Source organism: Pseudomonas sp. Irchel s3a10, assembly GCF_900187525.1.
Classification (GTDB): Bacteria; Pseudomonadota; Gammaproteobacteria; order Pseudomonadales; family Pseudomonadaceae; genus Aquipseudomonas; species Aquipseudomonas koreensis_G.
In genome coordinates this window covers 1-26,236 of record NZ_FYDR01000016.1, presented here as the reverse complement: position 1 = coordinate 26,236, position 26,236 = coordinate 1, and the positions used below count along the sequence as shown (strand labels likewise).

The following is a 26,236-nucleotide window of genomic DNA, read 5'->3' as shown; positions in this document are numbered from 1 at the left end:
ACGTATTTGACCCTCGCCCAAACATGGCGTATCGGTCTGTTCTGTGTTCAAAAGGCCGTTCAAGTAAAAAGGAAAACCGCAGCGATGGCGTACTACCGCACTCCTCATGACGTTACCGCTCTGCCTGCCTGGCAAGCGTTGAAAGATCACCGCCAAGCCATGCAGGATTTCAGCATGCGCGAAGCCTTCAACGCCGATCCGCAGCGCTTCAATCAGTTCACCCTCAGCAGCTGCGGACTGTTTCTCGATTATTCGAAGAACCTGATCAACGCCGAGACCCGCAACTTGCTCGTGGGTCTGGCCAATGAAGTCGATCTGAAAGGCGCGATCAAAGCGCTGTTCGACGGCGAAATCGTCAACGCCTCCGAAGGCCGCCCGGCGCTGCATACCGCCCTGCGCCGCCCAGTGGGCGACAAGCTGTCGGTCAACGGCGTCAACGTGATGCCGGAAGTGCACAAGGTGCTGAACCAGATCACGGATCTGGTCGGCCGCATCCACGACGGTCTGTGGCGTGGTTACACCGAGAAGCCGATCACTGACGTGGTCAACATCGGCATCGGTGGCTCGTTCCTCGGCCCGGAGCTGGTCTCCGAAGCGCTGTTGTCCTACGCGCAGAAAGGCGTGCGTTGCCATTACCTGGCGAACATCGACGGCAGCGAGTTCCACGAACTGACGCAAAAGCTGCGCGCCGAAACCACGCTGTTCATCGTTTCGTCGAAATCCTTCAACACCCTCGAAACCCTGAAGAACGCGCAGGCCGCCCGCGCCTGGTATCTGGCTCAGGGCGGTTCCGAAGCCGAGCTGTATCGCCACTTTATCGCGGTATCGAGCAACAACGCCGCGGCCGTCGCGTTCGGCATCCGGGAAGAAAACATCTTCCCGATGTGGGACTGGGTCGGCGGTCGTTACTCGCTGTGGTCGGCCATCGGTCTGCCGATTGCCCTGGCCATCGGCATGTCCAACTTCAAGGAACTGCTGTCCGGTGCCTACACCATGGACCAGCATTTCCAGAGCGCACCATTCGAACAGAACATGCCGGTGCTGCTGGCTCTGCTCGGCGTGTGGTACGGCAACTTCTGGGGCGCGCAAAGCCACGCGATCCTGCCGTACGACCACTACCTGCGCAACATCACCAAGCACTTGCAACAATTGGACATGGAATCCAACGGCAAGAGCGTGCGTCAGGACGGCACTTCGGTGTCGACCGATACCGGCCCGGTGATCTGGGGCGGCGTCGGCTGCAACGGACAACACGCTTATCACCAGTTACTGCACCAGGGCACCCAACTGATCCCGGCCGATTTCATCGTGCCGATCGTCAGCTTCAACCCGGTCTCCGACCACCATCAGTGGCTGTACGCCAACTGCCTGTCGCAGAGCCAGGCGCTGATGCTCGGCAAGACCCTGCCGGAAGCCGAAGCCGAACTGCGCGAAAAAGGCATGAGCGAAGAGCAGGTGCACAAACTCGCACCGCACAAGGTGATCCCGGGTAACCGTCCGAGCAACACCCTTGTGGTCGAACGCATCAGCCCGCGTCGCCTCGGCGCGCTGGTCGCCATGTATGAACACAAAGTGTTCGTGCAGAGCGTGGTCTGGGGCATCAACGCCTTCGACCAGTGGGGCGTGGAACTGGGCAAGGAACTGGGCAAAGGCGTTTACAACCGTCTGGTCGGCAGTGATGAAACCGTCGCTGACGATGCTTCCACCCAGGGCCTGATCAACTACTTCCGCGGTCGTCACCGCGGTTGATTTGAAAGCAAAACCCACAGGATTTGGATCAACCAGAATCCTGTGGGCAAGCAAATTCCCTTGTAGGAGTGAGCCTGCTCGCGATAGCGGTATGTCTTTAAGCATTGATGTTGACTGACACCCCGCTATCGCGAGCAGGCTCACTCCTACAGTTGTTTTGGGTACATCTGAATTCAATACCAGCCATCAGATTCCTGATGCGGCTTGAACCCTTGGCCCTCTCGGCGCATCTTTATTCTTCGCACAACAAGAATAAGGAACCGTCATGTTCGATATCAGCACGTTCCCCAAAGCCGATGCCGTCCGCCGGGCTGCGCAGTTGAGTCAGGACGATTACAAGCGCCTGTACCGCGAATCGATTGAACACCCCAGCGCTTTCTGGGCCGAACAGGCCACGCGCTTCCTCGACTGGAGCACACCGTGGCAGACCGTTCAGCGCTACGACCTGAAAACCGGTGAAGCGGCCTGGTTTGCCGGCGGCCAACTGAACGTCAGTTACAACTGCATCGACCGCCACCTCGCCCAGCGCGGCGAGCAGACCGCGATCCTCTGGGAAGGCGACGACCCGGCCGAATCAGCACAGATCACCTACAAAAAACTCCACCATCACGTCTGCCGCCTGGCCAATGTGCTGAAAAGCCGTGGGGTGAAAAAAGGCGATCGGGTATGCATCTACATGCCGATGATCCCCGAGGCGGCCTACGCCATGCTCGCCTGCGCGCGGATCGGCGCGATTCACTCGGTGGTGTTCGGCGGCTTCTCCCCGGATTCATTGCGTGACCGCATCCTCGACGCCGACTGCCGCACGGTGATCACTGCCGATGAAGGCGTGCGCGGCGGCAAATTCGTGCCGCTCAAGCACAACGTCGACAAGGCCCTGCAAAACTGCCCGGACGTGAGCACCGTCGTTGTGGTCGAGCGCACCCAAGGCAAAGTCGATTGGGTCGAGGGGCGTGACCTCTGGTATCACCAGGCCGTGCGTGACGTCAGCGATGATTGCCCGCCGGAACCGATGGACGCCGAAGACCCACTGTTCATCCTCTACACCTCCGGCAGCACCGGCAAACCCAAAGGCGTGCTGCACACCACCGGCGGCTACCTGCTGCAGGCGGCGATGACCTTCAAATACGTGCTCGATTACCGCGATGGCGAAGTGTTCTGGTGCACCGCCGACGTCGGTTGGGTGACCGGCCACAGTTACATCGTCTACGGCCCGCTGGCCAACGGCGCGACCACGCTGATCTTCGAAGGCGTGCCGAGTTACCCGAGCACCTCGCGCTTTTGGCAAGTGATCGACAAACACAAAGTGAACATCTTCTACACCGCACCGACCGCCCTGCGTGCGCTGATGCGCGAAGGTGCCGGGCCGCTGCAGGAAACGTCGCGCCAAAGCCTCAGATTGCTCGGCAGCGTCGGTGAGCCGATCAACCCGGAGGCGTGGGAATGGTACTTCAACGTGGTCGGCGAGCAGCGCTGCCCGATTGTCGATACCTGGTGGCAGACCGAAACCGGCGGGATCATGCTCAGCCCATTGGTCAGTGCACAACGCATCAAACCGGGTTGCGCCACGCAGCCGATGTTCGGCGTGCAACCGGTGCTGCTCGATGAACACGACAAGGAGATCAAAGGCGCCGGCAGCGGCGTGCTGGCGATCAAATCCAGCTGGCCGGCGCAGATCCGCAGCGTCTACGGCGACCCGCAACGGATGGTCGACACCTACTTCAAGCCCTACCCCGGCTACTACTTCACCGGTGACGGCGCACGCCGCGACGAGGACGGCGATTACTGGATCACCGGGCGCATCGACGACGTGATCAACGTCTCCGGCCACCGCATCGGCACCGCCGAAGTGGAAAGCGCGCTGGTGCTGCACGACAGCATTGCCGAGGCCGCCGTGGTCGGTTACCCGCACGACGTCAAAGGCCAGGGCATCTACGCCTTCGTCACGCCCATGAACGGCGTCGAGCCGAGCGATGAGCTGAAGAAGCAACTGCTGGCCCACGTCAGCAAGGAAATCGGCAGCTTCGCCAAACCGGACCTGATCCAGTGGGCGCCGGCGTTGCCGAAAACCCGTTCAGGCAAGATCATGCGGCGCATCCTGCGCAAGATCGCCTGCAACGAACTCGACAGCCTCGGCGACACTTCGACCCTGGCCGATCCGAGCGTGGTGCAGGGCCTGATCGATAAGCGCCTGAATCAGTAACGTCCGTGGCGCGGTCACCCGGCCGCGCCCGTCCACCACCAATGAGTTGTCATGGAATTCATCCGCAGCCGTATCGAAAACCAACTCATGAGCCTGACCGGTCTGTCCCTCGGTCAGCTCGACCTGGAAAATCCCAAGGGCGATCCCGGGCTGTTCGGGCCGGACTCGGTCAGTTGGCAAGTGCATGGCGACTTCAGCAGCATGCTGATTGGCGGCATCAGCGCGTTGTTGCTGCAAGCCCTACATCCGCTGGCGCTGGCCGGGGTCTGGGATCATTCGAATTTTCGTCAGGACATGCTTGGACGCCTGCGCCGCACCAGCCAGTTTGTCTCCGGCACCACCTTCGGCTCGCGCCGCGACGCCGAATGGCTGATCGACAAAGTGCGCAGCATTCACCTGCAAGTGGTCGGCACTGCACCGGATGGCCGGCCCTACGCGGCCAGCGATCCGGACCTGCTGACCTGGGTGCATGTGGCCGAAGTCAGCAACTTCCTCGCCGCGCATTTGCGTTACCGCAACCCGCAGCTGTCGTTGGCGGATCAGGATCGCTACTACGCGGAAATTGCCGTGGTCGCCGAGCGCCTGGGTGCGCGGGATGTGCCGAAATCGCGGCAGGCCGTGGCCGACTACCTGCAACGCATGCGCCCGCAATTGCTCTGTGATGAACGCAGCCGCGAAGTCCTGCGCCTGCTGCTTGATGCCCCGGCCCCGAGCGTGCTGGCGCGGCCATTTGGCGATTTGATGATGAAGGCCGGCATCGATCTGTTGCCGGACTGGGCCAGCGCCATGTTCTGCATACGGCAGAACCCGCTGCAACGCCAGTTGATCCGCGCCAGCGTCAAGCGCAGCGCGCCGATGCTGCGCTGGGCGATGCGCAATGGCTCGGTGCAGCGGGCAAAGCGGCGGATGGGAATTCTGACCTGAAGAGCTTCGCGAGCAAGCCCGCTCCCACAGGGGAACTGTGCTACGCCATGGACTCCCTGTGGGAGCGGGCTTGCTCGCGAAGGGCTTAACTCGGTTGCCCGCCAAACTGCTAAACTCCCGCGCCCACATTCTCACCAGCAAGGCGCACGCATGTCTTCCTTGAATCAGGCGCTGCGCGCCGCCCTCGATAAACGCCAGGATCTGCTCGCTGAGCTGCACAGCCAGGGCACAGACTGCTATCGGCTGTTCCACGGCAGCCAGGAAGGCGCCGGTGGCCTGACCGTCGACCGCTACGGCCCGCAATTGCTGGTGCAGAGTTTTCACCAGACCCTGGAGCGTGACGACCTGCTGCAACTGCACACCATGGTCAATCAGACCCTGGGCTTCGAAACCCTGCTGGTCTACAACGACCGCTCCCGCGGCAACTCGCGGATCGATCGCGAAGACAGCGTCTACCGCGCCGATGAAGCTGCGCTGGCGGATCTGGTCGGTCACGAATGGGGCCTGAACTATCGCGTGCGCGGTCGGCATGCCGGGCAGGATCCGCTGCTGTTCCTCGACCTGCGCAACACCCGGGGCTGGGTCAAGGATCACGCCAAGGGCAAAAGCGTGCTCAACCTGTTTGCCTACACCTGCGGCGTCGGCCTGAGTGCCGCTGCCGGAGGGGCGCGTGAGGTGTGCAATCTGGATTTCGCCGAGGGCAATCTGGCAGTCGGCCGTGAAAACGGTCTGCTCAACCCGCAATTGCCCGAGATGCAATTCATCCAGTCCGATTACTTCCCGGCGATCCGTCAGCTCGCCGGTCTGCCGATCAGCCAGCGACGCGGGCAGAAACTGCCGAGCTATCAGCGCCTCGAACAGCGCCAATACGATCTGGTGCTGCTCGACCCGCCGGCCTGGGCCAAGAGCGCGTTCGGCACCGTCGACCTGCTGCGCGACTATCAGAGCCTGCTCAAGCCGGCGCTGCTAACCACCGCCGACAACGGCGTGCTGATCTGCTGCAACAACCTGGCAAAAGTCAGCATGGACGACTGGCGTGAACAGGTCCTGCGTTGCGCCGAGAAGGCCGGGCGACCGGTGCGCGAATGGAGCGTGATGACTCCGGGCGCGGATTTCCCGTCGCTGGATCAGCAGCCACCGCTGAAAACCCTGATCCTGCAGTTGTAACCCCCCCTGCGGGACTGGCAACCATCCAATGTGGGAGCGAGCTTGCTCGCGAAGGCGGCGCGTCAGTCAGCATATTTCTCGACTGATCCGCCGCTTTCGCGAGCAAGCTCGCTCCCACAGTGTCTTGGTCCTACAGAACAATCTGAACAATCCTGCCCCAAGCGAGGTACTTCGGAACCAGAATCGCGTGCCATACTCCAAGGCACTCCGATTCAGAGATGAAGCCGCACATGCCCAAAGGATTGATTCGCGCGATTGGCGCCTTGTTGACTGCTCTGGCCCTCTACAGCCTGCTGGGGTTTCTGATTTTGCCGGGCATCGCACTGCGTATCGCCAACCAGCAACTGGCGAACTACGCCACGGTGCCGGCGCACATCCAGCGCATCGAACTCAATCCGTTCAGCCTGGAAGTCACCCTGTGGGGCCTGGTCGTCGGTGAGCCGGGCAAGGAGCAGGTCGGCTTCGAGCGGCTGTACGCCAACCTGCAACTCGACAGCCTGTGGACCAAAGCGCTGCACCTGGCTGACATCGAACTGGACAAGCCCAAGACTGAAATCCTCTTCGCCAAGGACGGCCAGCTCAATCTGCTGGGCCTGTTCAAGATTCCCGCCAGCGAACCGACCCCGGCCGATCCGAATGCCAAGCCGTTCCCGCTGCGCATCGATCGCATCCAACTGGCCGGTGGCAACGTACATTTCCAGGACGCCCGGCCGAGTGAGCCGATCGAGTTCATCTACGACAAACTCGACTTCGAGCTGAAAAACCTCAGCACCCTCCCCGACGATAACGCCGACATGACCTTGGTCGCGGCCGGCCCGGCCGGTGGGCAGATCGACTGGAAAGGCAACTTCAGCCTGATCCCGTTCACCTCCGAAGGCACCTTGAAAGTCACCGACGGCAAGATGAAGTCCTTCTGGCCTTACGTGCGTGACGCGCTGCCGCTGGTGCTCGAAGACGGCGTGCTGAATCTCAGCACCGAGTACAAGCTGAATCTGTCGAAAGAAACCGAACTGCTGTTGAACAACGTCGCAGTGAGCATCGCACCATTCGCGATCAAGGCGCCGGACGGCCGCCCGTTGGCGAAACTTGAACGCCTTGATGTCAGCGAGACCTCACTGGACCTGGCCAAACAGCAAGTGGTGGTCGGCAAGATCCGCAGCAACAAGCTGGAAACCTGGGCCGCGCTCGAAGCCGACGGCCAGCTCGACTGGCAGAAACTGTTCGCCAGCCAGCCATCGAAACCTGCCGCCAAGGCCGCCGCCGAACCCAAGACCGCTCCGGCCGCCGCCGACTCGCCGAAGGAGCCGGCCGCTCCGAGCAAGCCTTGGCAAGTGCTGCTCAAAGACGTCCAGCTACGCAACTACACCGTACATCTCGCCGACCGCTCGGCCAACCCGCCGGTGGCACTGGATGTGACGCCGCTGAACATTGATCTGCAGGATTTCGACAGCCTCAACGGCTCGCCCTTCAAGGTCAGACTCGACAGCGGTCTGGGCAAACAAGGCAAGATCAACGCCGACGGGGTGGTCAACCTCGCGCCGGTCACCGCCCAGCTCAACGTGAAAACCCAGGACATCGACCTGCGCGTCGCACAGTCCTACATCAATCCGTTCATTCGCCTGGAGCTGCGCAGCGGCATGCTCGGCAGCGACCTCAAGGTCAACCTCAAGAGCACCGAACCACTGGCACTCGGCGTGACCGGGCGTGCACAGATTGATCAACTGCACACCCTCGACACCCTGAAAACCCGCGACTTCCTCAAGTGGCAGCAAGTGGTGGTTGAAGGCATCAACTATCAACACGGTGACAGCCTGTCGATCGACAAGGTCAACCTGTTCCAGCCGTATGCGCGGTTCATGATCAACGATGACCGCACCACCAACATCGACGACCTGCTGATCCCGCAGCCTGCCGACAATGGTGCGAAAAACGCCGCGGCGAAGCCGGCCAGCAAGGACAAGCCGCTGGGCATTCACATCGGCGCGATTGCGATCAACGACGGCTCGGCCAACTTCGCCGACTTCAGCCTGACGCCGAATTTCGCCACAGCAGTTCAACAGCTCAACGGCCAGATCGGCACCATCGACAGTCGTCAGGCGAAACCGGCGAGCGTCGACATCAAGGGCAAAGTCGATCGCTACGCACCAGTGACCATCAAAGGTGCGGTCAATCCGTTCGATCCGATGGCCAGTCTCGACATCGCCACCAGTTTCAAACGCGTCGAGCTGACCACCCTGACCCCGTATTCTGGCAAATTCGCCGGTTACCGCATCCGCAAGGGCCGGCTCAACCTCGACCTGCACTACCTGATCACCAAGGGCCAGTTGAAGGCTGAAAACAAAGTGGTGGTCGAGCAACTGCAACTCGGCGAGAAAGTCGACAGCCCGGATGCCGTGAGCCTGCCGCTGAAACTGGCGATTGCGCTGCTCAAGGACGTCGATGGCAAGATTTCCATCGAACTGCCGGTGACCGGCGACCTCAACAACCCGCAGTTCAGCGTGATGCCGATTGTCTGGCAGACCCTGCGCAACCTGATCGTCAAAGCGGCTGCCGCGCCGTTCAAGCTGATTGGCGGACTAGTCAGCGGCGGTGGCTCCGAGGATCTCGGTACCGTGTCCTTTGCCGCGGGTTCAAGCGAGCTGAGCAAGGATGCCGAATCAGCGCTGGACAAACTGTCCCAGGCCCTCAAGGAACGTCCGGCCCTGCGCCTGGAAATCGAAGGCACCGCCGCGCAAAGCAGCGACGGCCCGTTGATTGCCGAGCAGCGTCTGGAGCGCGAATACCAGTACAACTACTACAAGATGCTCCAGCGCCGTGGCGACAAGGTGCCGGCGCAAGCGTCCCTGCTGCAAGTGCCGGAGAGCGAGAAAGGTCCGCTGCTCGAAGGCATCTACCGTACCCGTCTGAAAACCCAGCCTCCGGCCGAATGGAAGGATCTGGGCAAGGAAGAACGCACGGCGAAAATGCGTGATGGCGTGATCAAGTTCTGGAGCTCCAGCGATGTGCTGCTGCGACAGCTGGGTCAGGAACGCGCCAGCAGCATCAAGGACTATCTGGTAGACAAAGGTCAACTGGCGGATGACCGGGTGTACTTCATCGATGCCAATCTGGGTGAGGCCGAAAGCGATGGCCGAGTGGTGACGCAAATGCATCTGGACGCCGAATGATGAACCACAAATGGCTGCTTGCGCTGACGCTGGTGCTCGGTGCCAGCCCGGCTCTGGCCTCTGACACGCTGCGTTGTGGCAGCCAGTTGGTCAGTCTCGGCGACCGCGCCAGCGAAGTGCTGCAGAAGTGTGGCGAACCGGTCAGTCGCGATGTCCTCGGCTATAAGCGCAGCGCCAACCGCCGCGAAGAGTTTCAGGTCGAGGAATGGACCTACGGCCCGAGCAACGGCATGTACCAGTACCTGCGCTTTGAAGGCAATCGTCTGCGGCAGATCAACAGCAAACGCGGTAACTGAACCACAACCTGTATCCCCTGTGGGAGCGGGCTTGCTCGCGAATACGGTGTGTCAGTGATGAATATGCATGCTGACACACCGCATTCGCGAGCAAGCCCGCTCCCACATTTCGTTTTTTATCACCCGAAAATAGAACAGGCCCCGACACAAGTGCCGGGGCCCGTAATGGTCACATCCGTGTGACCGTTCGCATGAACTCTAAAGTTGCGGCAGACGTATTGCTCGGCCCGTCTGTCGCGTCTTCTCCCGGTCCAGGCGAGAAGTCATGCCTTACTCGGCTTTCAGGCCGTCAGCGGAGACCGCTTTGACGCCTTTGATTTTCTTGGCGATCGCCACAGCTACGTCTTTCTGCGATTCAGTTACAGCAGTAGTCGACGAAAGCGATACAACGCCTTTGTTGGTTTCTACTTTGATGTCGGTACCAGGAATGCCTTTTTCGGTGACCAGGTCAGCTTTGACTTTGGTGGTGATCCAAGTGTCAGAAGTAGCTTCTTTAGCCTGGGTGACTTCACCGGCAGCCAGAGTCATTGGAGCCTGAGTAGCCTGGGTGGATTGTGCAAAAGCACCGGAAGCCATGGTCAGGGTCAGCGCGGTAGCAGCAGCGGCAGTGATAGCGAACTTCTTCATACGAGTAACTCCTGTTTTTCTGGAAAGTCTGCTGGTTGTCTTGTCAGCAGGGTTACTGGGTATATTGCGAAGGCTGTGCCAACTTTTTGAAAGACAATAAATCCTTATAAATCAAACAGTTATGAATTAAGCAAATTTTCGGAATCATGCATTTTGCATGACATGTGCATTATCGACATGCAAGTTGCGGCTTTTCGGAAAGTTCCTAACACGCTGAAATTCCTGAAGCTTTTGGCAGTGCCCAGCAGACATAAAAATGCCCCGCAAAACGGGGCATGTGCCAGTCAGGCCGTGGTATCAAGTGCCGCTGGCAGTGCAGCCTTTTGGCGAATAGTCAGCATTGACTGTTGTGGCGCAGGTCCACACACCAGAGGTGTTGCCTGTTGCGGCACCCGAGCGACTGAGTGTGATGGTTTTGCCTAAGACAGGACCCGGTGCGTTCACAAGTGTGCAAGTGATCGAGCCGGCACCGGTCGAGGCAGTTCCGGACGCCGCCAATGTGCAGTTCGAAGTGGTGGCTGAAGCGCCCCCCGCCACCAGTGTCAGCGTAGGGTCAGTACCTTGATTGATGGTGTCTTCAAACGGCACCTTCAGTGCGCTGATTTCGGCCAGACCTGCCGTCACCTTCGAACGCGCCTGATACTTGGAGTATTGCGGCAGGGCGATAGTCGCCAGAATACCGATGATCGCCACCACGATCAGCAGCTCGATCAGAGTGAAACCTTTTTGGTTGTTCATAGACAGGCTCTCCATGCATGAGTCGGAATCTCATGATCTGCAAAGGGCTCAGCATAGGCCGTGCCAACCGCTTGCAGACCCCGTGCGCTCGGCATAAAGGCGCCGTGTCGCGCTTTCCTACAACCCGTAACCGCACTATCTGACACTTTTTGTCACCTGTACCGGGCGTGTTTGGCGCTGTCACTTGACTAGGCTATAAGTCATGAACTGTCTGCATCCGGAATCCCCATGAATGACATCGCTCTGAGCGGACTGGCCAAGCAATTGGTACAGGCCGAACTGCTTACGGAAAAAAGCGCCCAGCAGGCCTGGCAGCAGGCGCAGCGCAATCGGCTGTCGCTGGTCAGTTACCTGGTACAGAACAAACTGGTGAAGAGCTCACAGGTCGCCGAGATTGCTTCCGAGCATTTCGGCATGGCCTTCATGGACCTCAATTGCCTGGACAAGGAAACCCAGCCCAAAGGCCTGGTCAGTGAAAAACTGGTGCGCCAGCACCACGCCCTGCCCTTGTGGCGTCGTGGCAACAAGCTGTTCGTGGGCATTTCCGACCCAAGCAATCATCAGGCGATCAATGACATTCAGTTCAGTACCGGGCTGAGCACCGAAGCCATTCTGGTGGAGGACGACAAGCTCACCGAGGCCATCGAGAAATTCTTCGACACCCACGCCAGCGGCCTCGAAGAAATGGCCGACGTCGATCTCGACGGGGTGGATGTCGAGTCCGTCGACGACAGCCGCCAGGACGCCATTGGCGGCCTCGACGCCGATGACGCTCCGGTCGTGCGCTTTGTGCACAAGATGCTGCTCGACGCGATCAAGAGTGGCTCTTCCGACCTGCACTTCGAACCCTACGAAAAGAACTTCCGGGTGCGGGTGCGCACCGACGGCATCCTGCGCGAGGTGGCCAAACCGCCGATCCAGTTGGCCGGGCGGATCGCCGCACGCCTGAAAGTCATGGCCAGCCTGGATATCTCCGAGCGACGCAAACCCCAAGACGGGCGGATCAAGATGCGCCTGTCGAAGAGCAAGTCCATCGACTTCCGGGTCAACACTTTGCCGACCCTGTGGGGCGAAAAAGTGGTGATCCGGATTCTCGACCCGTCCAGCGCGCAGATCGGCATCGATGCATTGGGTTACGAACCGGCGCAGAAAGAACTGTACATGGCCGCGCTCAAGCAGCCGCAGGGGATGATTCTGGTAACCGGGCCTACGGGCTCGGGGAAAACCGTGTCGCTGTACACCGGCCTGAATATTCTCAACACCGTCGACATCAACATTTCCACCGCCGAAGACCCGGTGGAAATCAACATGGAAGGCATCAACCAGGTCAACGTCAATCCCAAGCAGGGGCTGGATTTTGCTCAGGCTCTGCGTTCGTTTCTGCGGCAGGACCCGGACGTGATCATGGTCGGCGAGATCCGTGACCTGGAAACCGCCGAAATCGCGATCAAGGCCGCGCAGACCGGCCACCTGGTGCTGTCCACGCTGCACACCAACAGCGCCGCCGAAACCCTGACCCGCCTGCACAACATGGGCATTCCCGGGTTCAACATCGCCACCTCGGTGAGCCTGATCATCGCCCAGCGCCTGGCGCGCAAGCTGTGCAGCCACTGCAAGAAACCCATCGAGATCCCCCGCGAAACACTGATCAAGGAAGGTTTCCCGCCGGAACAGATCGGCAGTTTCACGATCTATGAGCCGGTCGGTTGCGACCTCTGCAATGGCGGCTACAAGGGACGCGTGGGGATTTACGAAGTGGTGAAAAACACCCCGGACCTGCAACGGCTGATCATGGCCGAAGGCAATTCGCTGGAAATCGACAGCCAGATGCGTCGCGACGGCTTCGACGACCTGCGCACCTCTGGCCTGCGCAAGGCCATGCAAGGCATCACCAGCCTGGAAGAAATCAACCGGGTCACCAAGGACTGAACATGGCGGTCAAGGCAGCGAAAATCAGTATCTACGCCTGGGAAGGCACGGATCGCAAAGGCAGCAAGGTCACGGGCGAGTTGAGCGGGCAGAACCCCGCGCTGATCAAGGCCCAGTTGCGCAAGCAGGGGATCAACCCGGGCAAGGTACGGAAGAAATCCACCTCTTTGCTCAGCCTCGGCAAACGCATCAAGGCCCAGGACATCGCCCTGTTCACCCGGCAGATGGCAACCATGATGAAGGCCGGCGTACCGCTGTTGCAGTCGTTCGACATCATTGGCGAAGGCTTCGACAACCCGGCGATGCGCAAACTGGTGGACGAGGTGAAGCAAGAGGTGGCGGCCGGCAACAGCTTCGCCGCAGCCCTGCGCAAGAAGCCGCAGTATTTCGATGAGCTGTATTGCAACCTGGTGGATGCCGGCGAGCAATCGGGCGCCCTCGATACGTTGCTCGAACGGGTCGCGACCTATAAGGAAAAAAGCGAAGCGCTCAAGGCCAAGATCAAGAAAGCCCTGACCTACCCCAGCGCCGTGGTGCTGGTGGCAATGGTCGTCACCGGGATTCTGCTGGTAAAAGTGGTGCCGCAGTTTCAGTCGGTATTTTCCGGCTTCGGCGCCGAATTGCCGGCCTTCACCCTGATGGTGATCAGTCTCTCGGAGTTCATGCAGCAATGGTGGTGGGTAGTGCTTGGCGCTCTGATCGCGGCGGTGTTCGGCATCCGTCATGCGCTGAAGAAATCCCAGGCATTGCGCGACCGCAAGGACACCTGGCTGCTGAAGCTGCCGCTGGTGGGCACGCTGATGTACAAATCGGCAGTGGCGCGATTCGCCCGCACCCTGTCGACCACCTTCGCCGCCGGCGTGCCACTGGTGGAGGCACTGGATTCGGTGGCCGGCGCCACCGGCAACGTGGTGTTCAAACGCGCGGTGCTGCGCATCCGTCAGGACGTCGCCACCGGCATGCAGCTGAATTTCTCGATGCGCAGCACCGGCGTCTTCCCCAACATGGCGGTGCAGATGACCGCCATCGGTGAGGAATCGGGCGCGCTGGATGACATGCTCGACAAGGTCGCCGGTTTTTATGAAGAGGAAGTGGATAACATGGTCGACAACCTCACCAGCCTGATGGAGCCGTTCGTCATGGTGGTGCTCGGGGTCATTGTCGGCGGGCTGGTCGTGGCCATGTACCTGCCGATCTTCCAGCTTGGCTCAGCGATCTGACATGCCTATCGACGAACTCTTCAGTCTGTATCCGCTGGCCTTTGCATGCACCGCCCTGCTGTTGGGTCTGGTGGTCGGCAGTTTTCTCAACGTACTGGTCTGGCGGCTGCCGAAAATGCTCGAGCGCGATTGGCGCCAGCAGGCGCAGGATGTCCTCGGTCTGCCAAGCGAAACACCACTGCCGACCTACAACCTGATGCTGCCGCACTCCGAATGCCCGCACTGCGGCCACCGGATTCGGGCATGGGAAAATATTCCGCTGCTCAGCTATCTGCTTCTGCGAGGGCGCTGCTCCGCGTGTGCCGCACCGATCAGCAAACGTTATCCCCTGACCGAACTGGCCTGTGGCCTGCTCTCGGCATTCGTCGCCTGGCACTTGGGGTTCGGCTGGCCGGCCGGTCTGTTGATCGTCCTCACCTGGGGCCTGCTGGCGATGAGTCTGATCGACACCGAACATCAACTATTGCCCGATGTGCTGGTGTTGCCGTTGTTGTGGCTGGGGCTGATCGTCAACAGTTTCGGGCTGTTCGTCTCGCTGCACGCGGCGCTGTGGGGCGCGGTCGCCGGGTACATGGCGCTGTGGTCGGTGTTCTGGCTGTTCAAGCTGCTGACCGGCAAGGACGGCATCGGCCACGGCGATTTCAAGCTGCTGGCGCTGCTCGGGGCTTGGGGTGGCTGGCAGATTCTGCCGCTGACGATCCTGCTGTCATCGCTGGTGGGGGCGATTGTCGGGGTGATTCTGCTGCGTTTGCGTGAGCAGAAAACCTCGACGCCGATGCCCTTCGGCCCGTATCTGGCAATTGCCGGCTGGATTGCCTTGCTCTGGGGTGGTCAAATAACCGACTTCTATTGGCAGTTTGTCGGTTTGAAATGAATACCTCTGTGGAAAAACCCTGGATTCTCGGCCTGACCGGCGGCATCGGCAGCGGTAAAAGCGCCGCTGCACAGCACTTCATTGATCTCGGCATCCATGTGGTCGACGCCGACCACGCGGCGCGCTGGGTGGTCGAGCCGGGGCGTCCGGCACTGGCGAAGATTGCCGAACACTTCGGCCCGGGCGTGCTGCAGGCCGATGGCACGCTGGACCGTGCGGCCCTGCGCAAATTGATCTTTGAAGTGCCGGAAGAACGCCGCTGGCTCGAAGCCCTGCTGCATCCGTTGATCGCCGAGGAAATCGCGCACCATCTGGGGCTGGCAACATCGCCTTACGCGATTCTGGTTTCACCGTTGCTGATCGAATCCGGGCAGTACGCGATGACCCAAAGAATTCTGGTGATCGATGCCCCGCAACAACTGCAGATCGAACGCACCTTGCAGCGTGACCAGACCAGCGAACAGCAGGTCCAGGCGATCCTCAAGGCCCAGTCCAGCCGCGAGGATCGCGTGAGCCGTGCCGACGATGTGGTGGTCAACGACCGCGACCTCGCCTGGCTGCACAGCGAAGTCGAGCGCCTGCATCACTTTTACCTGACTTTATCCGGAGGCCAGTCATGAGCCCTACAACCGTCGAATGCCCAACCTGCGGCGCCCCCGTGGAATTCACCCCAGAGAACAAATTCCGCCCGTTCTGCTCTGATCGCTGCAAGCTGATCGACCTCGGCGCCTGGGCGTCGGAAGAGCACAAGATTCCGGTCGCCCCGGATGCCGAAGACGAAATGTTCTCCGGCGATTTCGACCCGCGTCACTGATCGCGATCAGGGCCGCATGAAGCCGTAGTCCTGATCGTCGTCGAGGTTTTCCGCGAGAAAGCGCAACTCGTCGGCCAGGTCTTCGGGGTTGCGCACCGTCTTGCTCTGCTGCACCACCGCGCTGAGCAAGGCACGCAAACTCAGGCCCGGATCGAAGCCCACCTCCAGCGCCATGTCCAGACTCTGTCGCGTCTCCTGCCTCGCCCACTCGTAAACACTCATGCCGCTGCTCCTGAAGGAATTTGGCCGAGCATGAAATGCTGCGTAGATGACGGATTTGATGTGGATCAAGACTTGGGGTCGTCGTCCTTCCACGGCGCCGAAAGGTAGCGGGTGCGGTTGAAGGTTTCCAGCCACTCCGGGCTGAACACCACCAGCGCGCTGATCACCATGCCGTTGATAAAGGCTTCGGGAAAAATCAGCAGCCACAGGTAGCCGATAAAATCTTCCAGCCATTCCGGCATGGCAAACAGGCCGTCGTACCAGAGCAGGCCCAGACTCAGCGTCAGACACAGCAATGCGGACAACGCCGCTGCAAAGAACCCGGAACAGAAGATATACACGAACGGATTACGCGGCTGGGCGCGCTCGACGAGGATCGCCACACACTCGGTGATCAACACCGGCAACAAGATCAGCAACGTCCCGTTGACCCCGACCGCCGCCAGATCCTGACGTCCGAGCAACACCAGCCCGAGCTGCGCCACCAGCCCGCCGACGATCGCCAGCGGCCAGTCCAGTAACAACGTCACCGCGGTCATGCCGATGAAGTGGTAAGAGACCCCGGTGTCGAAATCCCTGCGCACCATCCACAGCAGGAACAAGGCGAACACCGTGCCAAACAGCAGATGCTGACGACGACTGTCGCTGAACAACTCGACCCACGGCGCACGGCAGATCGCCCACAACAGCACTGGCAGGTAAATCAGCCAGCCGAGTGTCAGGCTCGTCGAGGACAGCAGTTCTGCACCGATCATGTCTCCCTCACTTTTATCAGGAAAACTCCTACATCCCCTGTAGGAGCTGCCGCAGGCTGCGATCATTTGATATTGCTGTTTGACAGTCAAAAGATCGCAGCCTTCGGCAGCTCCTACAAGCGCTTAACGTGCGACCCGTCAGCATCAGCCAATGCAAAGCTTTCTGCTTGTCGCATTTGGACGCTAAGCTTGGCCTATGGATGACTCAGATTATTTACGCCTGCTGACCATCGCGGCCGAGCAAGCCAACGCGTTCCTGTCCAATGCCCGCAAATGGGAGCGTGAGCGTTGGGTCTGCCAGCGCTTGCTGCAAGGCTTGAACATTCCTTACCGCGTCGATGAGTTCGCCCCCGCCGGGGAGCCGCCGGACGTGCTGTTTCGCGATGCCAATTTCGAAGTGTTCTTCGTTCTCGACGAAGGCCGCCGACTCAACGACGAATGGCGCGACGAATTGCAGCGGCGACGCAGTGCGTTCTCCCTCAGCCAACTGGTGCGCCGCGAAGCCAAGCCGCGACGGATTCCGGCCAATGAATTCCTGCTCAGACTGGCGCCAACCTTGCGCAAGAAAGCACACAACTACAAGGAACGCGGCATGGATCTGGGCGAACTGGACATCATCGCCTTCGCCAGTCTCAAGCGCGAAGTGCTGGACCTCAACAGCCACTTTCCACCACCGACCGAATATTTGCGTCAGGGCTGGCGCTCGCTGTCCCTCGTCGGCCCGACATTCGCCCGTGTACTATTTGCGCACCCCGATGCACCGGACTTCCTGCGCAGCAACCTGGGCCGCAGCATCGTTTTCGACGTAGGGATCAGCCTGTGACACCACTTCAACAATTGATCGCCGACGTGCCACAAACCGGACGAGTGCGCTGGATTGGCGTGCGTCCCGAATCCCGTGGGCCAATGATCAAACTCGATGCTGTGGAAGCGCGGCTGGAAGCCGGACTGACTGGCGATCACGCCCGCCCCGGCGTGCGCAACGCGCGGCAGGTGACGCTGATCCAGTTTGAACACCTCGCGGTGATCAGCGCATTGATGGGCCGTGCGCCCGATCAACCGGTCAAGCCTGAAGATCTGCGGCGCAATCTCGTTATTAGCGGGATCAACCTGTTCAGCCTCAAGGGCCGACGCTTTCGTATCGGTCAGGCGATTTTCGAGACAACCGGCTGGTGTCAGCCTTGCGCCCGCCTGCAAAACAACCTCGGCCCCGGCACTTTTCAAGCGGTGCGCGGGCATGGCGGAATCACCGCACGGGTGTTACAAAGCGGGATCATTCGCCTCGATGACGGTGTGTCTGTCGAACCGGTTCCGGACAGCGGCTATGCTGCGTTCAACCCCGGTTGAAAACCGCTGTAGCTTCTGCACATTCAGCAACGTCTACCTGACGAGGCCTTTATGACCAGCCGCCTGAACCCCGAAGACCAAAAGCATGTCGAAGAGTACCTGCAACTGTCCCAACACCGTGTCGAGCGCCGGCCATTCCGGCCGTGGATGCTCCTGGTGCTGGTGCTGGCAGTGACCATTGGTCTGGGCCTGTTGAGCCGACTTATAAGTTATCTGACGCTATGAGCTGCATCGCGCTCGCTTGGGTAACGACACCGATTTCCTTTAAAAACCTTGCGAGTTATCCCCATGTCCCATCGTATTGTTATTGTCGGCGGCGGCGCCGGCGGTCTGGAGTTGGCTACCCGTCTGGGTAAGACTCTGGGCAAGCGCGGCACGGCCAGTGTGATGCTGGTCGACGCGAACCTGACGCACATCTGGAAACCGCTGTTACACGAAGTGGCCGCCGGATCGCTGAATTCTTCCGAAGACGAACTCAACTATGTTGCCCAGGCCAAATGGAACCACTTCGAGTTCCAGCTGGGGCGCATGAGCGGACTCGATCGCGCGCAGAAGAAAATCCAGCTGGCCGCCACCTACGACGAGAACGGTGTCGAACTGGTACCGGCGCGTGAAGTGCCCTACGACTCGCTGGTGATCAGCGTCGGCAGCACCACCAACGATTTCGGCACCCAGGGCGCAGCGCAGCACTGCCTGTTCCTCGACACCCGCAAACAGGCCGAACGCTTTCACCAGCAATTGCTCAATCATTACCTGCGCGCGCATGCCGGGCAGACCGATGTGGTCGAACAGATCAGCGTGGCGATCGTTGGTGCCGGCGCCACAGGCGTCGAGCTGGCGGCAGAACTGCACAACGCGGCGCATGAACTGGCCGCTTACGGCCTCGACCGGATCAAACCGGAAAACATGCACATCACCTTGATCGAAGCCGGCCCACGGGTGCTGCCAGCCCTGCCGGAGCGCATCAGCGGCCCGGTGCACAAGACTCTGGAGAAACTCGGGGTCAATGTGATGACCAACGCTTCGGTCAGCGAAGTAACCGCTGACAGCCTGATCACCGCCGATGGCAACGTGATCAAGGCCAGCCTGAAAGTCTGGGCCGCCGGGATTCGCGCGCCGGGTTTCCTCAAGGACATCGACGGCCTGGAAACCAACCGCATCAATCAGCTGCAAGTGCTGCCGACGTTGCAGACCACCCGCGACGAAAACATTTTCGCCTTCGGTGACTGCGCCGCGTGCCCGCAACCGGGTTCGGATCGCAACGTGCCGCCGCGTGCACAAGCCGCGCACCAACAGGCCTCGTTGCTGGCCAAGTCACTGAAGCTGCGCATCGAGGGCAAAACGCTGCCGGAGTACAAATACACCGACTACGGCTCGCTGATTTCGCTGTCGCGTTTTTCGGCTGTGGGTAACTTGATGGGTAACCTGACGGGCAGTGTGATGCTGGAGGGCTGGCTGGCGCGGATGTTCTATGTGTCGCTGTATCGCATGCACCAGATGGCGCTGTACGGGCCGTTCCGCACGGCGATGCTGATGCTGGGCAGCAAGATCGGTCGCGGCACCGAGCCTCGTCTGAAGCTGCATTGATCCACCCTGTAGGAGTGAGCCTGCTCGCGATAGCAGTGGGTCAGTCAATTCATTCATGACTGACACACCGCTATCGCGAGCAGGCTCACTCCTACAATGATTTTGCTTAGGGCCTGAGTTTTTCATGGGCAAAAAAAAATCCCCGTATCTTTCGATACGAGGATTTTTAATATGGTCGGGGTAAGGGGATTCGAACTCCTGACATCCTGCTCCCAAAGCAGGCGCGCTACCGGACTGCGCTATACCCCGGTAAAAAAAAGGCGACCTATCAAAGATCGCCTTCTTCGATCAGCGCTTTTGGCCTCTGATCTTAAGATTCGATCCCAGTGTTACCTGGTTTCAAAAATGGTGGGTCGTGTGGGATTCGAACCTACGACCAATTGGTTAAAAGCCAACTGCTCTACCAACTGAGCTAACGACCCAAAAATGGTCGGGGTAAGGGGATTCGAACTCCTGACATCCTGCTCCCAAAGCAGGCGCGCTACCGGACTGCGCTATACCCCGGTTTGAAATTGGCTCCGTGACCAGGACTCGAACCTGGGACCCAATGATTAACAGTCATTTGCTCTACCGACTGAGCTATCACGGAACTACATATTTCAATTTACAACGGTGAAACTTACAGCTCTTAGACGCCGTTCGCATCGCTGCGTTCGTGTGTCTGAGGCGCGCTATTCTACAACCTAGAACACCTCTGTCAACCCCCTAAATCGCTTTCAAGTTAATGATTTGCAACTTATTTCAGATTTCAGCTCAGTGAGCTGAGATGCTGCGGGTGACTGACTGCGGGGCGCACTTTACAAGCCTTTTCCTTAGAGTTCAACAGCCTAACGAAAAAAAGGCCTCGCAAAGCGAGGCCTTCCTTATTTCATTGGCGTTGCCGATCAGTCGAAAACGATTTCGTCGTTCACGACCTTGCCGGTTGCCGTATCGCCCGGCAGGAAATGGCCCGACAGGATCAACTGCGCCAACGGGTTTTCGATCCAGCGCTGGATCGCACGTTTGAGTGGACGTGCGCCATAAACCGGGTCGTAACCAACGGCAATCAGCTTGTCCATCGCTTCCGGACTCAGTTCCAGCTTCAGCTCGCGCTCGGCCAGACGGCTGCGCAGACGACCCAACTGGATCTCGGTAATGCCCGCGATCTGGTCCCGCGCCAAAGGCTCGAAGATCACCACTTCGTCGACCCGGTTGATGAACTCGGGACGGAAGTGACTGGTCAGCGCGTCCATTACCGCTGCACGCTGGGCCTCACGGTCACCGACCAGCTCCTGGATCTGCGACGAACCGAGGTTCGAGGTCATGACGATCACAGTATTGCGGAAATCCACGGTACGCCCGTGACTGTCGGTCAGACGTCCATCCTCCAGCACCTGCAGCAGAATGTTGAATACATCCGGGTGCGCTTTCTCGACCTCGTCCAGCAGGATCACCGAGTAAGGCTTGCGACGCACCGCTTCGGTCAGGTAACCGCCCTCCTCGTAACCCACGTAGCCTGGTGGTGCACCGATCAGCCGCGCCACGGAATGTTTCTCCATGAACTCGGACATGTCGATCCGCACCATTGCCTCTTCCGTATCGAAGAGGAATTCGGCCAGCGCCTTGCACAGCTCGGTTTTACCGACACCGGTCGGGCCGAGGAACATGAACGAGCCGCTCGGACGATTCGGATCCGCCAGCCCGGCACGCGAACGGCGTACCGCGTTGGAGACCGCAACCACCGCTTCGTCTTGACCGATCACACGCTGGTGCAACAGGCTTTCCATCTTCATCAGCTTGTCGCGCTCGCCTTCGAGCATTTTCGACACCGGAATACCGGTCCACTTCGAAACGACTTCGGCGATTTCCTCTTCGGTCACCTTGCTGCGCAGCAACTGGTTTTCGCTCTTGCCGTGCTGGTCGACCATTTGCAGGCTGCGCTCCAGATCAGGGATCACCCCGTACTGCAACTCGGCCATGCGGTTGAGATCGCCTTTACGGCGCGCCGCTTCCAGTTCCTGACGCGACTGCTCGATCTTCTGCTGAATCTGCGCAGAACCCTGTACCTCGGCTTTTTCCGAGTTCCAGATTTCTTCCAGATCCGAGTACTCACGTTCGAGGCGAACGATTTCTTCCTGAAGTTTTTCCAGGCGCTTCATCGCCGCTTCATCGCTTTCTTTCTTCAGTGCCTGAGATTCAACCTTGAGCTGAATCAAACGACGTTCCAGACGATCCAGCACTTCCGGCTTGGAGTCGATCTCCATGCGGATACGGCTGGCGGCCTCGTCGATCAGGTCGATGGCCTTGTCCGGCAGCTGCCGGTCAGTGATGTAGCGATGGCTGAGCTTGGCCGCGGCGATGATCGCGCCGTCGGTGATCGCCACTTTATGGTGAACCTCATAACGCTCCTTGAGGCCACGCAGGATAGCGATGGTGTCTTCTTCGCTCGGCTCGTCCACCAGCACTTTCTGGAAACGCCGCTCAAGCGCCGCATCCTTCTCTATATATTGGCGATACTCGTTGAGCGTGGTTGCGCCGACACAGTGCAGCTCACCGCGCGCCAATGCCGGTTTGAGCATGTTGCCGGCATCCATCGAGCCTTCGCCTTTACCGGCGCCGACCATGGTGTGCAGTTCGTCGATGAACAGAATGATCTGCCCTTCCTGCTTCGACAGCTCGTTGAGCAGCGCTTTCAGGCGTTCCTCGAACTCACCACGATACTTGGCACCGGCAATCAGCGCGCCCATGTCCAGTGACAGCAGGCGTTTGCCCTTGAGGCCGTCCGGCACTTCGCCGTTGATGATGCGCTGGGCCAGACCTTCGGCAATCGCGGTTTTACCCACGCCAGGTTCGCCGATCAGCACCGGGTTGTTCTTGGTGCGGCGCTGCAGAACCTGAATGGTGCGGCGAATTTCGTCGTCACGGCCGATCACCGGATCGAGCTTGCCGTCTTCGGCACGCTTGGTCAGGTCGACGGTGTACTTGTCCAGCGCCTGACGCGACTCTTCGTGGTTGGCGTCATTTACCGCCTCACCACCGCGCAGGTTGTTGATCGCGTTTTCCAGGGCTTTCTTGCTCACGCCCTGGCCGAGCAGCAATTTGCCGAGCTTGCTGTTCTCGTCCATCGCGGCGAGCAGCACCAGCTCGCTGGAAATGAACTGGTCGCCCTTCTGTTGGGCCAGACGATCGGCTTGATTGAGCAGGCGCGCCAGATCCTGCGACATGTTGACGTCGCCGGTCGGGTTCTGGATTTTCGGTAATTGATCGAGCTCTTTGGTCAGCTCTTTGCGCAGGCTGTTGACGTCGAAGCCGACTTGCATCAACAGGGGTTTGATCGAACCACCCTGCTGTTCAAGCATCGCCTGCATCAAGTGCGCCGGCTCGATGGCCGGATGATCGTGGCCAACGGCCAGAGATTGGGCGTCGGACAACGCCAACTGTAATTTGCTGGTTAAACGGTCTATACGCATGGGGTCACCTTCCTTTTGAGCAGGCCGGACCTAAAAACCATCCTGAATAAAGAAACCTGCCAGATACCACTGTAGATGCGGTCGATTCTGGGAGATTCAAGCGTCAGCGAGTTGATTCAAGTCAGGCAAGTCTAGCGGGTGAGCCAGACAAGGGAGGCGAAACGGCCAGTGCGCGACGCACGGCGGTAAGAAAAGAAGCGTGGATCGGTCACGGTGCAGAAACCGCCGCCATAAACCGCAGTGACACCGCGTTCAGCCAGGCGCAGGCGCGCCAGCTGATAGATGTCAGCCATGAACTTGCCAGCATTGTGACTGGGCACGAAGGCGGATGCCGCTTCCGGCAATTGATTGACGAAGACTTCGCGTACTTCTGGGCCGACTTCAAAGGCTTTCGGGCCGATCGCCGGGCCAAGCCAGACTAGTACGTCCGCCGCAGCGGTGTCGAGATGGTCGAGGGTGGCTTCCAGTACGCCCGCCGCCAAACCGCGCCAACCGGCGTGAGCCGCCGCGACGCGAGTACCGGCACGGTTGCAGAACAATGCCGGCAGGCAATCCGCGGTCATCGCCGCGCAGGCAACCCCGGGAGTCGCAGTCCAACTGGCGTCGGCGGTGGCAACCACGCCCGGATCAGCGTGGGCCACGGCAATCCCGTGCACTTGCTGCAACCAGGCAGGCTTGATTGAGAAATGTTCGGTCAGACGCCGACGATTCTCGGCGACCGCTTCCGGGCGATCATCGACATGATCGCCCAGATTGAGGCTGTCGAACGGCGCCTCGCTGACACCCCCCTCGCGGGTGGTGACACAGGCCCTGACGCTGGCCGGCGCAGGCCAGTCCGGCGTCAGCCAGTTCATCCGACGAATGCCTCGCGATCCTGCTTGAGCAGGGTCAGCAGCCAGACGAAATCTTCCGGCAGCGGCGATTCCCAGCTCATGCGCTCACCGGTGGTCGGATGATCCAGCTCGAGGAAACGCGCGTGCAGGGCCTGACGCGGGAAGTGCTTGAGCGACTCGACCATGGTCGGGTTCGCGGCAGGCGGAATGCGGAAACGACCGCCGTACGCCGGGTCGCCGACCAACGGGAAGTTGATGTGCGACATATGCACACGGATCTGGTGGGTGCGGCCGGTTTCCAGTTTGACTCGCACATGCGTGTGGGAACGGAAACGCTCCAGCACGCGGTAGTGACTGACGGCAGGCTTGCCACCTTCCATCACGGCCATGCGCTGGCGCTGCTGACCATGACGGCCGATCGGAGCGTTGATCTTGCCCCCGGCGGTCACGACACCGATCACGATGCACTCATAGATCCGGCTGACGCTGCGGCTTTGCAGCTGGGCAACGAGCTTGGTCTGCGCCTGAATGGTCTTGGCCACCACCATCAGACCGGTGGTGTCCTTGTCCAGGCGATGCACGATACCGGCGCGCGGGACATTGATGATGTCCGGCACGTGATGCAGCAAGGCGTTGAGCAAGGTGCCATCAGCGTGGCCGGCAGCCGGGTGCACCACCAGGCCCGCAGGCTTGTTGATCACCAGGATGTCGTCGTCTTCATAGACGATGTCGAGCTCGATGTCCTGGGCGATCCACTCGCCCTGGGCTTCCTGCTCGGCAGTCAGCTCAAGAATGGCACCGCCATGCACGATGTCGCGCGGGCGGATGACCGCCCCGTCCACAGTCAGGCGACCTTCTTTGATCCAGGCGGAAAGGCGCGAGCGTGAGTGCTCAGCGAAGAGTTGGGCGGCGACTTGATCGAGGCGTTGGCCGCCCAAATCGGACGGCACCTCTGCGCGAAGTTCAATTTTATCGGACATGCTCTGACTGGCGTCGGCACAGCCTTTGGTTTCGGCTGCGCGCTTGTGGTTAAATACGGCGTCTTTTGCCCCGAGGCTTTTCAACGGGGCGCTCATCATAACAGGACGGCCCCGCCCAAGACAGCGGCCGTCATAGGGACGCAAGCCGCCATGCAAGTGAAACACCTGCTGCTGATCGCCATCCTCGCATTGACCGCTGCTTGCTCATCGAAGGAAGTCGTCGACGAAAACCTGAGCGAAGCCGAGCTGTACCAGCAGGCTCAGACCGACCTGGACAACAACAGCTACACCAGCGCCACGGCCAAGCTGAAGGCTCTGGAGTCGCGCTATCCGTTCGGTCGCTACGCGGATCAGGCACAGCTTGAACTGATTTATGCCAACTATAAAAACGCCGAGCCGGAAGCTGCCAAGTCCGCCGCCGAGCGTTTTATCCGTTTGCACCCACAGCACCCGAACGTGGACTACGCCTACTACCTCAAGGGCCTGACCTCGTTCGACCAGGATGTCGGCCTGCTGGCGCGCTTCCTGCCGCTGGACATGACCAAGCGTGACCCGGGCGCTGCGCGCGACTCTTACAACGAGTTCGCCCAGTTGACCAGCCGCTACCCGAACAGCCGCTACGCACCGGACGCCAAGCAGCGCATGATTTACCTGCGCAACCTGCTGGCCGCGTACGAAATCCACGTCGCCGACTACTACCTGACCCGTCAGGCTTATGTAGCCGCAGCCAACCGTGGTCGTTACGTGGTGGAAAACTTCCAGGAAACCCCATCGGTCGGCGACGGCCTGGCGGTGATGACCGAGGCTTACCAGCGTCTGCACCTGGACGAACTGGCCGCCACCAGTCTGGAAACCCTGAAGCTCAACTACCCGAACCACCCGAGCCTGCAGGACGGCCAGTTCGTGCCTTCGGTTGCCGAATCCGACAACCGTTCGTGGCTGAGCAAGGCCACTCTGGGCCTGATCGAATCGCGTCCGCCGCTGCCGCCGGGAGAAACCCGCGCCAACCAGGACGTGCAGAAGCAGTTCCAGGACGCGAAAGACGCGATCCCGAACGAGCTCAAGCCTAAAGACGAAAACGGTGACGTGATCGAGGAAGAACATCATGAAGCCGAAGGCAACAACGAAGACCGTTCGTGGTTCAGCTACATGACCTTCGGCATGTTCGACTGATCACACCGGTGTCACAAAAAAGGGAGATCTGCGGATCTCCCTTTTTCATTGCTGCTGTCCCGTCCTGAATAAGGTTTACACCTTCTGATCTGTTTTTCAGGAGGACGTAATGGAATCAGCAAAAAGGCGTAGTCAGCGAGACTACACGCTGACCTTTAAATTGTCGGTCGTCGATCAGGTCG

Annotated in this window: 23 protein-coding genes and 4 tRNA genes; 16 read left to right on the top strand and 11 right to left on the bottom strand. The window is 59.9% G+C overall.

From position 1 onward, the window contains the following. Positions 1–84 precede the first annotated feature (84 nt). The 6 genes from pgi (at position 85) to CKW11_RS26655 (ending at position 9,506) form a co-directional block, all read left to right on the top strand. Positions 85–1,749, top strand: a complete 1,665-nt coding sequence (pgi, locus tag CKW11_RS26685; protein ID WP_095140069.1) for a glucose-6-phosphate isomerase — start codon at positions 85–87, stop codon at positions 1,747–1,749. Positions 1,750–2,014: 265 nt separating this feature from the next. After that, positions 2,015–3,952 carry an acetate--CoA ligase gene (gene acs, locus CKW11_RS26680; protein WP_095140068.1) on the top strand — a complete coding sequence of 646 codons (1,938 nt, stop codon included), beginning with the start codon at positions 2,015–2,017 and terminating at the stop codon, positions 3,950–3,952. Positions 3,953–4,003: 51 nt separating this feature from the next. Beyond that, positions 4,004–4,876: an oxygenase MpaB family protein gene (locus tag CKW11_RS26675; RefSeq protein ID WP_095140067.1), complete on the top strand. Its 873-nt coding sequence runs from the start codon at positions 4,004–4,006 to the stop codon at positions 4,874–4,876. A gap of 150 nt (positions 4,877–5,026) precedes the next feature. Then, complete coding sequence (locus CKW11_RS26670) at positions 5,027–6,043, top strand: class I SAM-dependent rRNA methyltransferase (RefSeq protein WP_095140066.1); 1,017 nt, start codon at positions 5,027–5,029, stop codon at positions 6,041–6,043. Between the two features lie 218 nt (positions 6,044–6,261). Beyond that, positions 6,262–9,210 carry a DUF748 domain-containing protein gene (locus CKW11_RS26660; protein WP_095140065.1) on the top strand — a complete coding sequence of 983 codons (2,949 nt, stop codon included), beginning with the start codon at positions 6,262–6,264 and terminating at the stop codon, positions 9,208–9,210. Beyond that, complete coding sequence (locus CKW11_RS26655; protein ID WP_095140064.1) at positions 9,210–9,506, top strand: DUF2845 domain-containing protein; 297 nt, start codon at positions 9,210–9,212, stop codon at positions 9,504–9,506. Before CKW11_RS26660 ends, CKW11_RS26655 begins: the two co-directional genes overlap by 1 nt. 270 nt (positions 9,507–9,776) lie before the next feature. Here the strand turns inward: CKW11_RS26655 and CKW11_RS26650 are convergent, their stop codons facing one another. Next, positions 9,777–10,133, bottom strand: a complete 357-nt coding sequence (locus CKW11_RS26650) for a BON domain-containing protein (RefSeq protein WP_047600285.1) — start codon at positions 10,131–10,133, stop codon at positions 9,777–9,779. Positions 10,134–10,430: 297 nt separating this feature from the next. Next, positions 10,431–10,871 (bottom strand): pilin, encoded by a 441-nt coding sequence (locus CKW11_RS26645; protein WP_027614108.1) that lies wholly within the window; start codon positions 10,869–10,871, stop codon positions 10,431–10,433. Positions 10,872–11,099: 228 nt separating this feature from the next. Between CKW11_RS26645 and pilB the strand changes: the two genes are divergently transcribed. The 5 genes from pilB to yacG are packed head-to-tail and all read left to right on the top strand — an operon-like array spanning position 11,100 to position 15,708. After that, complete coding sequence (pilB, locus tag CKW11_RS26640) at positions 11,100–12,800, top strand: type IV-A pilus assembly ATPase PilB (protein ID WP_095140063.1); 1,701 nt, start codon at positions 11,100–11,102, stop codon at positions 12,798–12,800. A 2-nt stretch (positions 12,801–12,802) separates the two neighbouring features. Then, positions 12,803–14,020: a type II secretion system F family protein gene (locus tag CKW11_RS26635; protein ID WP_095140062.1), complete on the top strand. Its 1,218-nt coding sequence runs from the start codon at positions 12,803–12,805 to the stop codon at positions 14,018–14,020. A 1-nt stretch (position 14,021) separates the two neighbouring features. Continuing rightward, positions 14,022–14,894 (top strand): A24 family peptidase, encoded by an 873-nt coding sequence (locus CKW11_RS26630; RefSeq protein ID WP_095140061.1) that lies wholly within the window; start codon positions 14,022–14,024, stop codon positions 14,892–14,894. Further along, positions 14,891–15,514 (top strand): dephospho-CoA kinase, encoded by a 624-nt coding sequence (gene coaE / locus CKW11_RS26625; RefSeq protein WP_095140060.1) that lies wholly within the window; start codon positions 14,891–14,893, stop codon positions 15,512–15,514. Before CKW11_RS26630 ends, coaE begins: the two co-directional genes overlap by 4 nt. After that, entirely contained in the window at positions 15,511–15,708 is a 198-nt protein-coding gene (gene yacG, locus CKW11_RS26620; RefSeq protein WP_003228296.1) for a DNA gyrase inhibitor YacG, read from the top strand. Before coaE ends, yacG begins: the two co-directional genes overlap by 4 nt. 6 nt (positions 15,709–15,714) lie before the next feature. Here the strand turns inward: yacG and CKW11_RS26615 are convergent, their stop codons facing one another. Next, positions 15,715–15,930, bottom strand: coding sequence for a hypothetical protein (locus tag CKW11_RS26615; RefSeq protein WP_095140059.1), 216 nt, complete (start codon positions 15,928–15,930; stop codon positions 15,715–15,717). Between the two features lie 65 nt (positions 15,931–15,995). Continuing rightward, a complete protein-coding gene (locus CKW11_RS26610) occupies positions 15,996–16,685 on the bottom strand; it encodes an energy-coupling factor ABC transporter permease (protein ID WP_047600279.1) in 690 nt (229 codons plus the stop codon). Between the two features lie 196 nt (positions 16,686–16,881). Between CKW11_RS26610 and CKW11_RS26605 the strand changes: the two genes are divergently transcribed. From CKW11_RS26605 to CKW11_RS26590, 4 genes are all read left to right on the top strand, one after another. Beyond that, the gene (locus CKW11_RS26605; protein WP_025108806.1) at positions 16,882–17,508 is read left to right on the top strand and encodes a DUF1780 domain-containing protein; all 627 of its coding nucleotides are present in this window, start codon (positions 16,882–16,884) and stop codon (positions 17,506–17,508) included. Then, positions 17,505–18,032, top strand: a complete 528-nt coding sequence (locus CKW11_RS26600; RefSeq protein ID WP_095140058.1) for an MOSC domain-containing protein — start codon at positions 17,505–17,507, stop codon at positions 18,030–18,032. Before CKW11_RS26605 ends, CKW11_RS26600 begins: the two co-directional genes overlap by 4 nt. 51 nt (positions 18,033–18,083) lie before the next feature. Then, positions 18,084–18,257 (top strand): DUF3094 family protein, encoded by a 174-nt coding sequence (locus tag CKW11_RS26595; protein ID WP_003228304.1) that lies wholly within the window; start codon positions 18,084–18,086, stop codon positions 18,255–18,257. A gap of 63 nt (positions 18,258–18,320) precedes the next feature. Then, positions 18,321–19,619, top strand: coding sequence for an NAD(P)/FAD-dependent oxidoreductase (locus CKW11_RS26590; protein WP_095140057.1), 1,299 nt, complete (start codon positions 18,321–18,323; stop codon positions 19,617–19,619). Between the two features lie 172 nt (positions 19,620–19,791). On the opposite strand, the gene CKW11_RS26585 is transcribed toward CKW11_RS26590, so the two are convergent. The 7 genes from CKW11_RS26585 to rluD all read right to left on the bottom strand — a co-directional run bounded on the left by CKW11_RS26585 (position 19,792) and on the right by rluD (position 24,881). After that, positions 19,792–19,868, bottom strand: a tRNA-Pro gene (locus CKW11_RS26585). Between the two features lie 97 nt (positions 19,869–19,965). After that, positions 19,966–20,041 (bottom strand) — tRNA-Lys (locus CKW11_RS26580). Between the two features lie 5 nt (positions 20,042–20,046). Next, positions 20,047–20,123, bottom strand: a tRNA-Pro gene (locus CKW11_RS26575). 9 nt (positions 20,124–20,132) lie between these two features. Next, positions 20,133–20,208: transfer RNA gene (locus CKW11_RS26570), tRNA-Asn, on the bottom strand. 295 nt (positions 20,209–20,503) lie between these two features. Next, entirely contained in the window at positions 20,504–23,068 is a 2,565-nt protein-coding gene (gene clpB / locus CKW11_RS26565; protein WP_095140056.1) for an ATP-dependent chaperone ClpB, read from the bottom strand. Positions 23,069–23,199: 131 nt separating this feature from the next. After that, positions 23,200–23,922, bottom strand: a complete 723-nt coding sequence (gene pgeF, locus CKW11_RS26560) for a peptidoglycan editing factor PgeF (RefSeq protein ID WP_095140055.1) — start codon at positions 23,920–23,922, stop codon at positions 23,200–23,202. Next, positions 23,919–24,881: a 23S rRNA pseudouridine(1911/1915/1917) synthase RluD gene (rluD, locus tag CKW11_RS26555; RefSeq protein WP_007963852.1), complete on the bottom strand. Its 963-nt coding sequence runs from the start codon at positions 24,879–24,881 to the stop codon at positions 23,919–23,921. Before rluD ends, pgeF begins: the two co-directional genes overlap by 4 nt. Before the next feature lie 150 nt (positions 24,882–25,031). Between rluD and CKW11_RS26550 the strand changes: the two genes are divergently transcribed. Then, on the top strand, positions 25,032–26,054 hold the full coding sequence (locus CKW11_RS26550; protein ID WP_095140054.1) for an outer membrane protein assembly factor BamD: 1,023 nt from the start codon (positions 25,032–25,034) through the stop codon (positions 26,052–26,054). The last annotated feature ends 182 nt before the right edge of the window (positions 26,055–26,236 follow it).

What these genes read in the sequence shown, in the direction of transcription:
- pgi (WP_095140069.1), top strand. Translation starts at nt 85, where the DNA reads ATGGCGTACTACCGCACTCCTCATGACGTTACCGCTCTGCCTGCCTGG.
- acs (WP_095140068.1), top strand. Translation starts at nt 2,015, where the DNA reads ATGTTCGATATCAGCACGTTCCCCAAAGCCGATGCCGTCCGCCGGGCT.
- CKW11_RS26675 (WP_095140067.1), top strand. Translation starts at nt 4,004, where the DNA reads ATGGAATTCATCCGCAGCCGTATCGAAAACCAACTCATGAGCCTGACC.
- CKW11_RS26670 (WP_095140066.1), top strand. Translation starts at nt 5,027, where the DNA reads ATGTCTTCCTTGAATCAGGCGCTGCGCGCCGCCCTCGATAAACGCCAG.
- CKW11_RS26660 (WP_095140065.1), top strand. Translation starts at nt 6,262, where the DNA reads ATGAAGCCGCACATGCCCAAAGGATTGATTCGCGCGATTGGCGCCTTG.
- CKW11_RS26655 (WP_095140064.1), top strand. Translation starts at nt 9,210, where the DNA reads ATGAACCACAAATGGCTGCTTGCGCTGACGCTGGTGCTCGGTGCCAGC.
- CKW11_RS26650 (WP_047600285.1), bottom strand. Translation starts at nt 10,133, where the DNA reads ATGAAGAAGTTCGCTATCACTGCCGCTGCTGCTACCGCGCTGACCCTG.
- CKW11_RS26645 (WP_027614108.1), bottom strand. Translation starts at nt 10,871, where the DNA reads ATGAACAACCAAAAAGGTTTCACTCTGATCGAGCTGCTGATCGTGGTG.
- pilB (WP_095140063.1), top strand. Translation starts at nt 11,100, where the DNA reads ATGAATGACATCGCTCTGAGCGGACTGGCCAAGCAATTGGTACAGGCC.
- CKW11_RS26635 (WP_095140062.1), top strand. Translation starts at nt 12,803, where the DNA reads ATGGCGGTCAAGGCAGCGAAAATCAGTATCTACGCCTGGGAAGGCACG.
- CKW11_RS26630 (WP_095140061.1), top strand. Translation starts at nt 14,022, where the DNA reads ATGCCTATCGACGAACTCTTCAGTCTGTATCCGCTGGCCTTTGCATGC.
- coaE (WP_095140060.1), top strand. Translation starts at nt 14,891, where the DNA reads ATGAATACCTCTGTGGAAAAACCCTGGATTCTCGGCCTGACCGGCGGC.
- yacG (WP_003228296.1), top strand. Translation starts at nt 15,511, where the DNA reads ATGAGCCCTACAACCGTCGAATGCCCAACCTGCGGCGCCCCCGTGGAA.
- CKW11_RS26615 (WP_095140059.1), bottom strand. Translation starts at nt 15,930, where the DNA reads ATGAGTGTTTACGAGTGGGCGAGGCAGGAGACGCGACAGAGTCTGGAC.
- CKW11_RS26610 (WP_047600279.1), bottom strand. Translation starts at nt 16,685, where the DNA reads ATGATCGGTGCAGAACTGCTGTCCTCGACGAGCCTGACACTCGGCTGG.
- CKW11_RS26605 (WP_025108806.1), top strand. Translation starts at nt 16,882, where the DNA reads ATGGATGACTCAGATTATTTACGCCTGCTGACCATCGCGGCCGAGCAA.
- CKW11_RS26595 (WP_003228304.1), top strand. Translation starts at nt 18,084, where the DNA reads ATGACCAGCCGCCTGAACCCCGAAGACCAAAAGCATGTCGAAGAGTAC.
- CKW11_RS26590 (WP_095140057.1), top strand. Translation starts at nt 18,321, where the DNA reads ATGTCCCATCGTATTGTTATTGTCGGCGGCGGCGCCGGCGGTCTGGAG.
- clpB (WP_095140056.1), bottom strand. Translation starts at nt 23,068, where the DNA reads ATGCGTATAGACCGTTTAACCAGCAAATTACAGTTGGCGTTGTCCGAC.
- pgeF (WP_095140055.1), bottom strand. Translation starts at nt 23,922, where the DNA reads ATGAACTGGCTGACGCCGGACTGGCCTGCGCCGGCCAGCGTCAGGGCC.
- rluD (WP_007963852.1), bottom strand. Translation starts at nt 24,881, where the DNA reads ATGTCCGATAAAATTGAACTTCGCGCAGAGGTGCCGTCCGATTTGGGC.
- CKW11_RS26550 (WP_095140054.1), top strand. Translation starts at nt 25,032, where the DNA reads ATGCAAGTGAAACACCTGCTGCTGATCGCCATCCTCGCATTGACCGCT.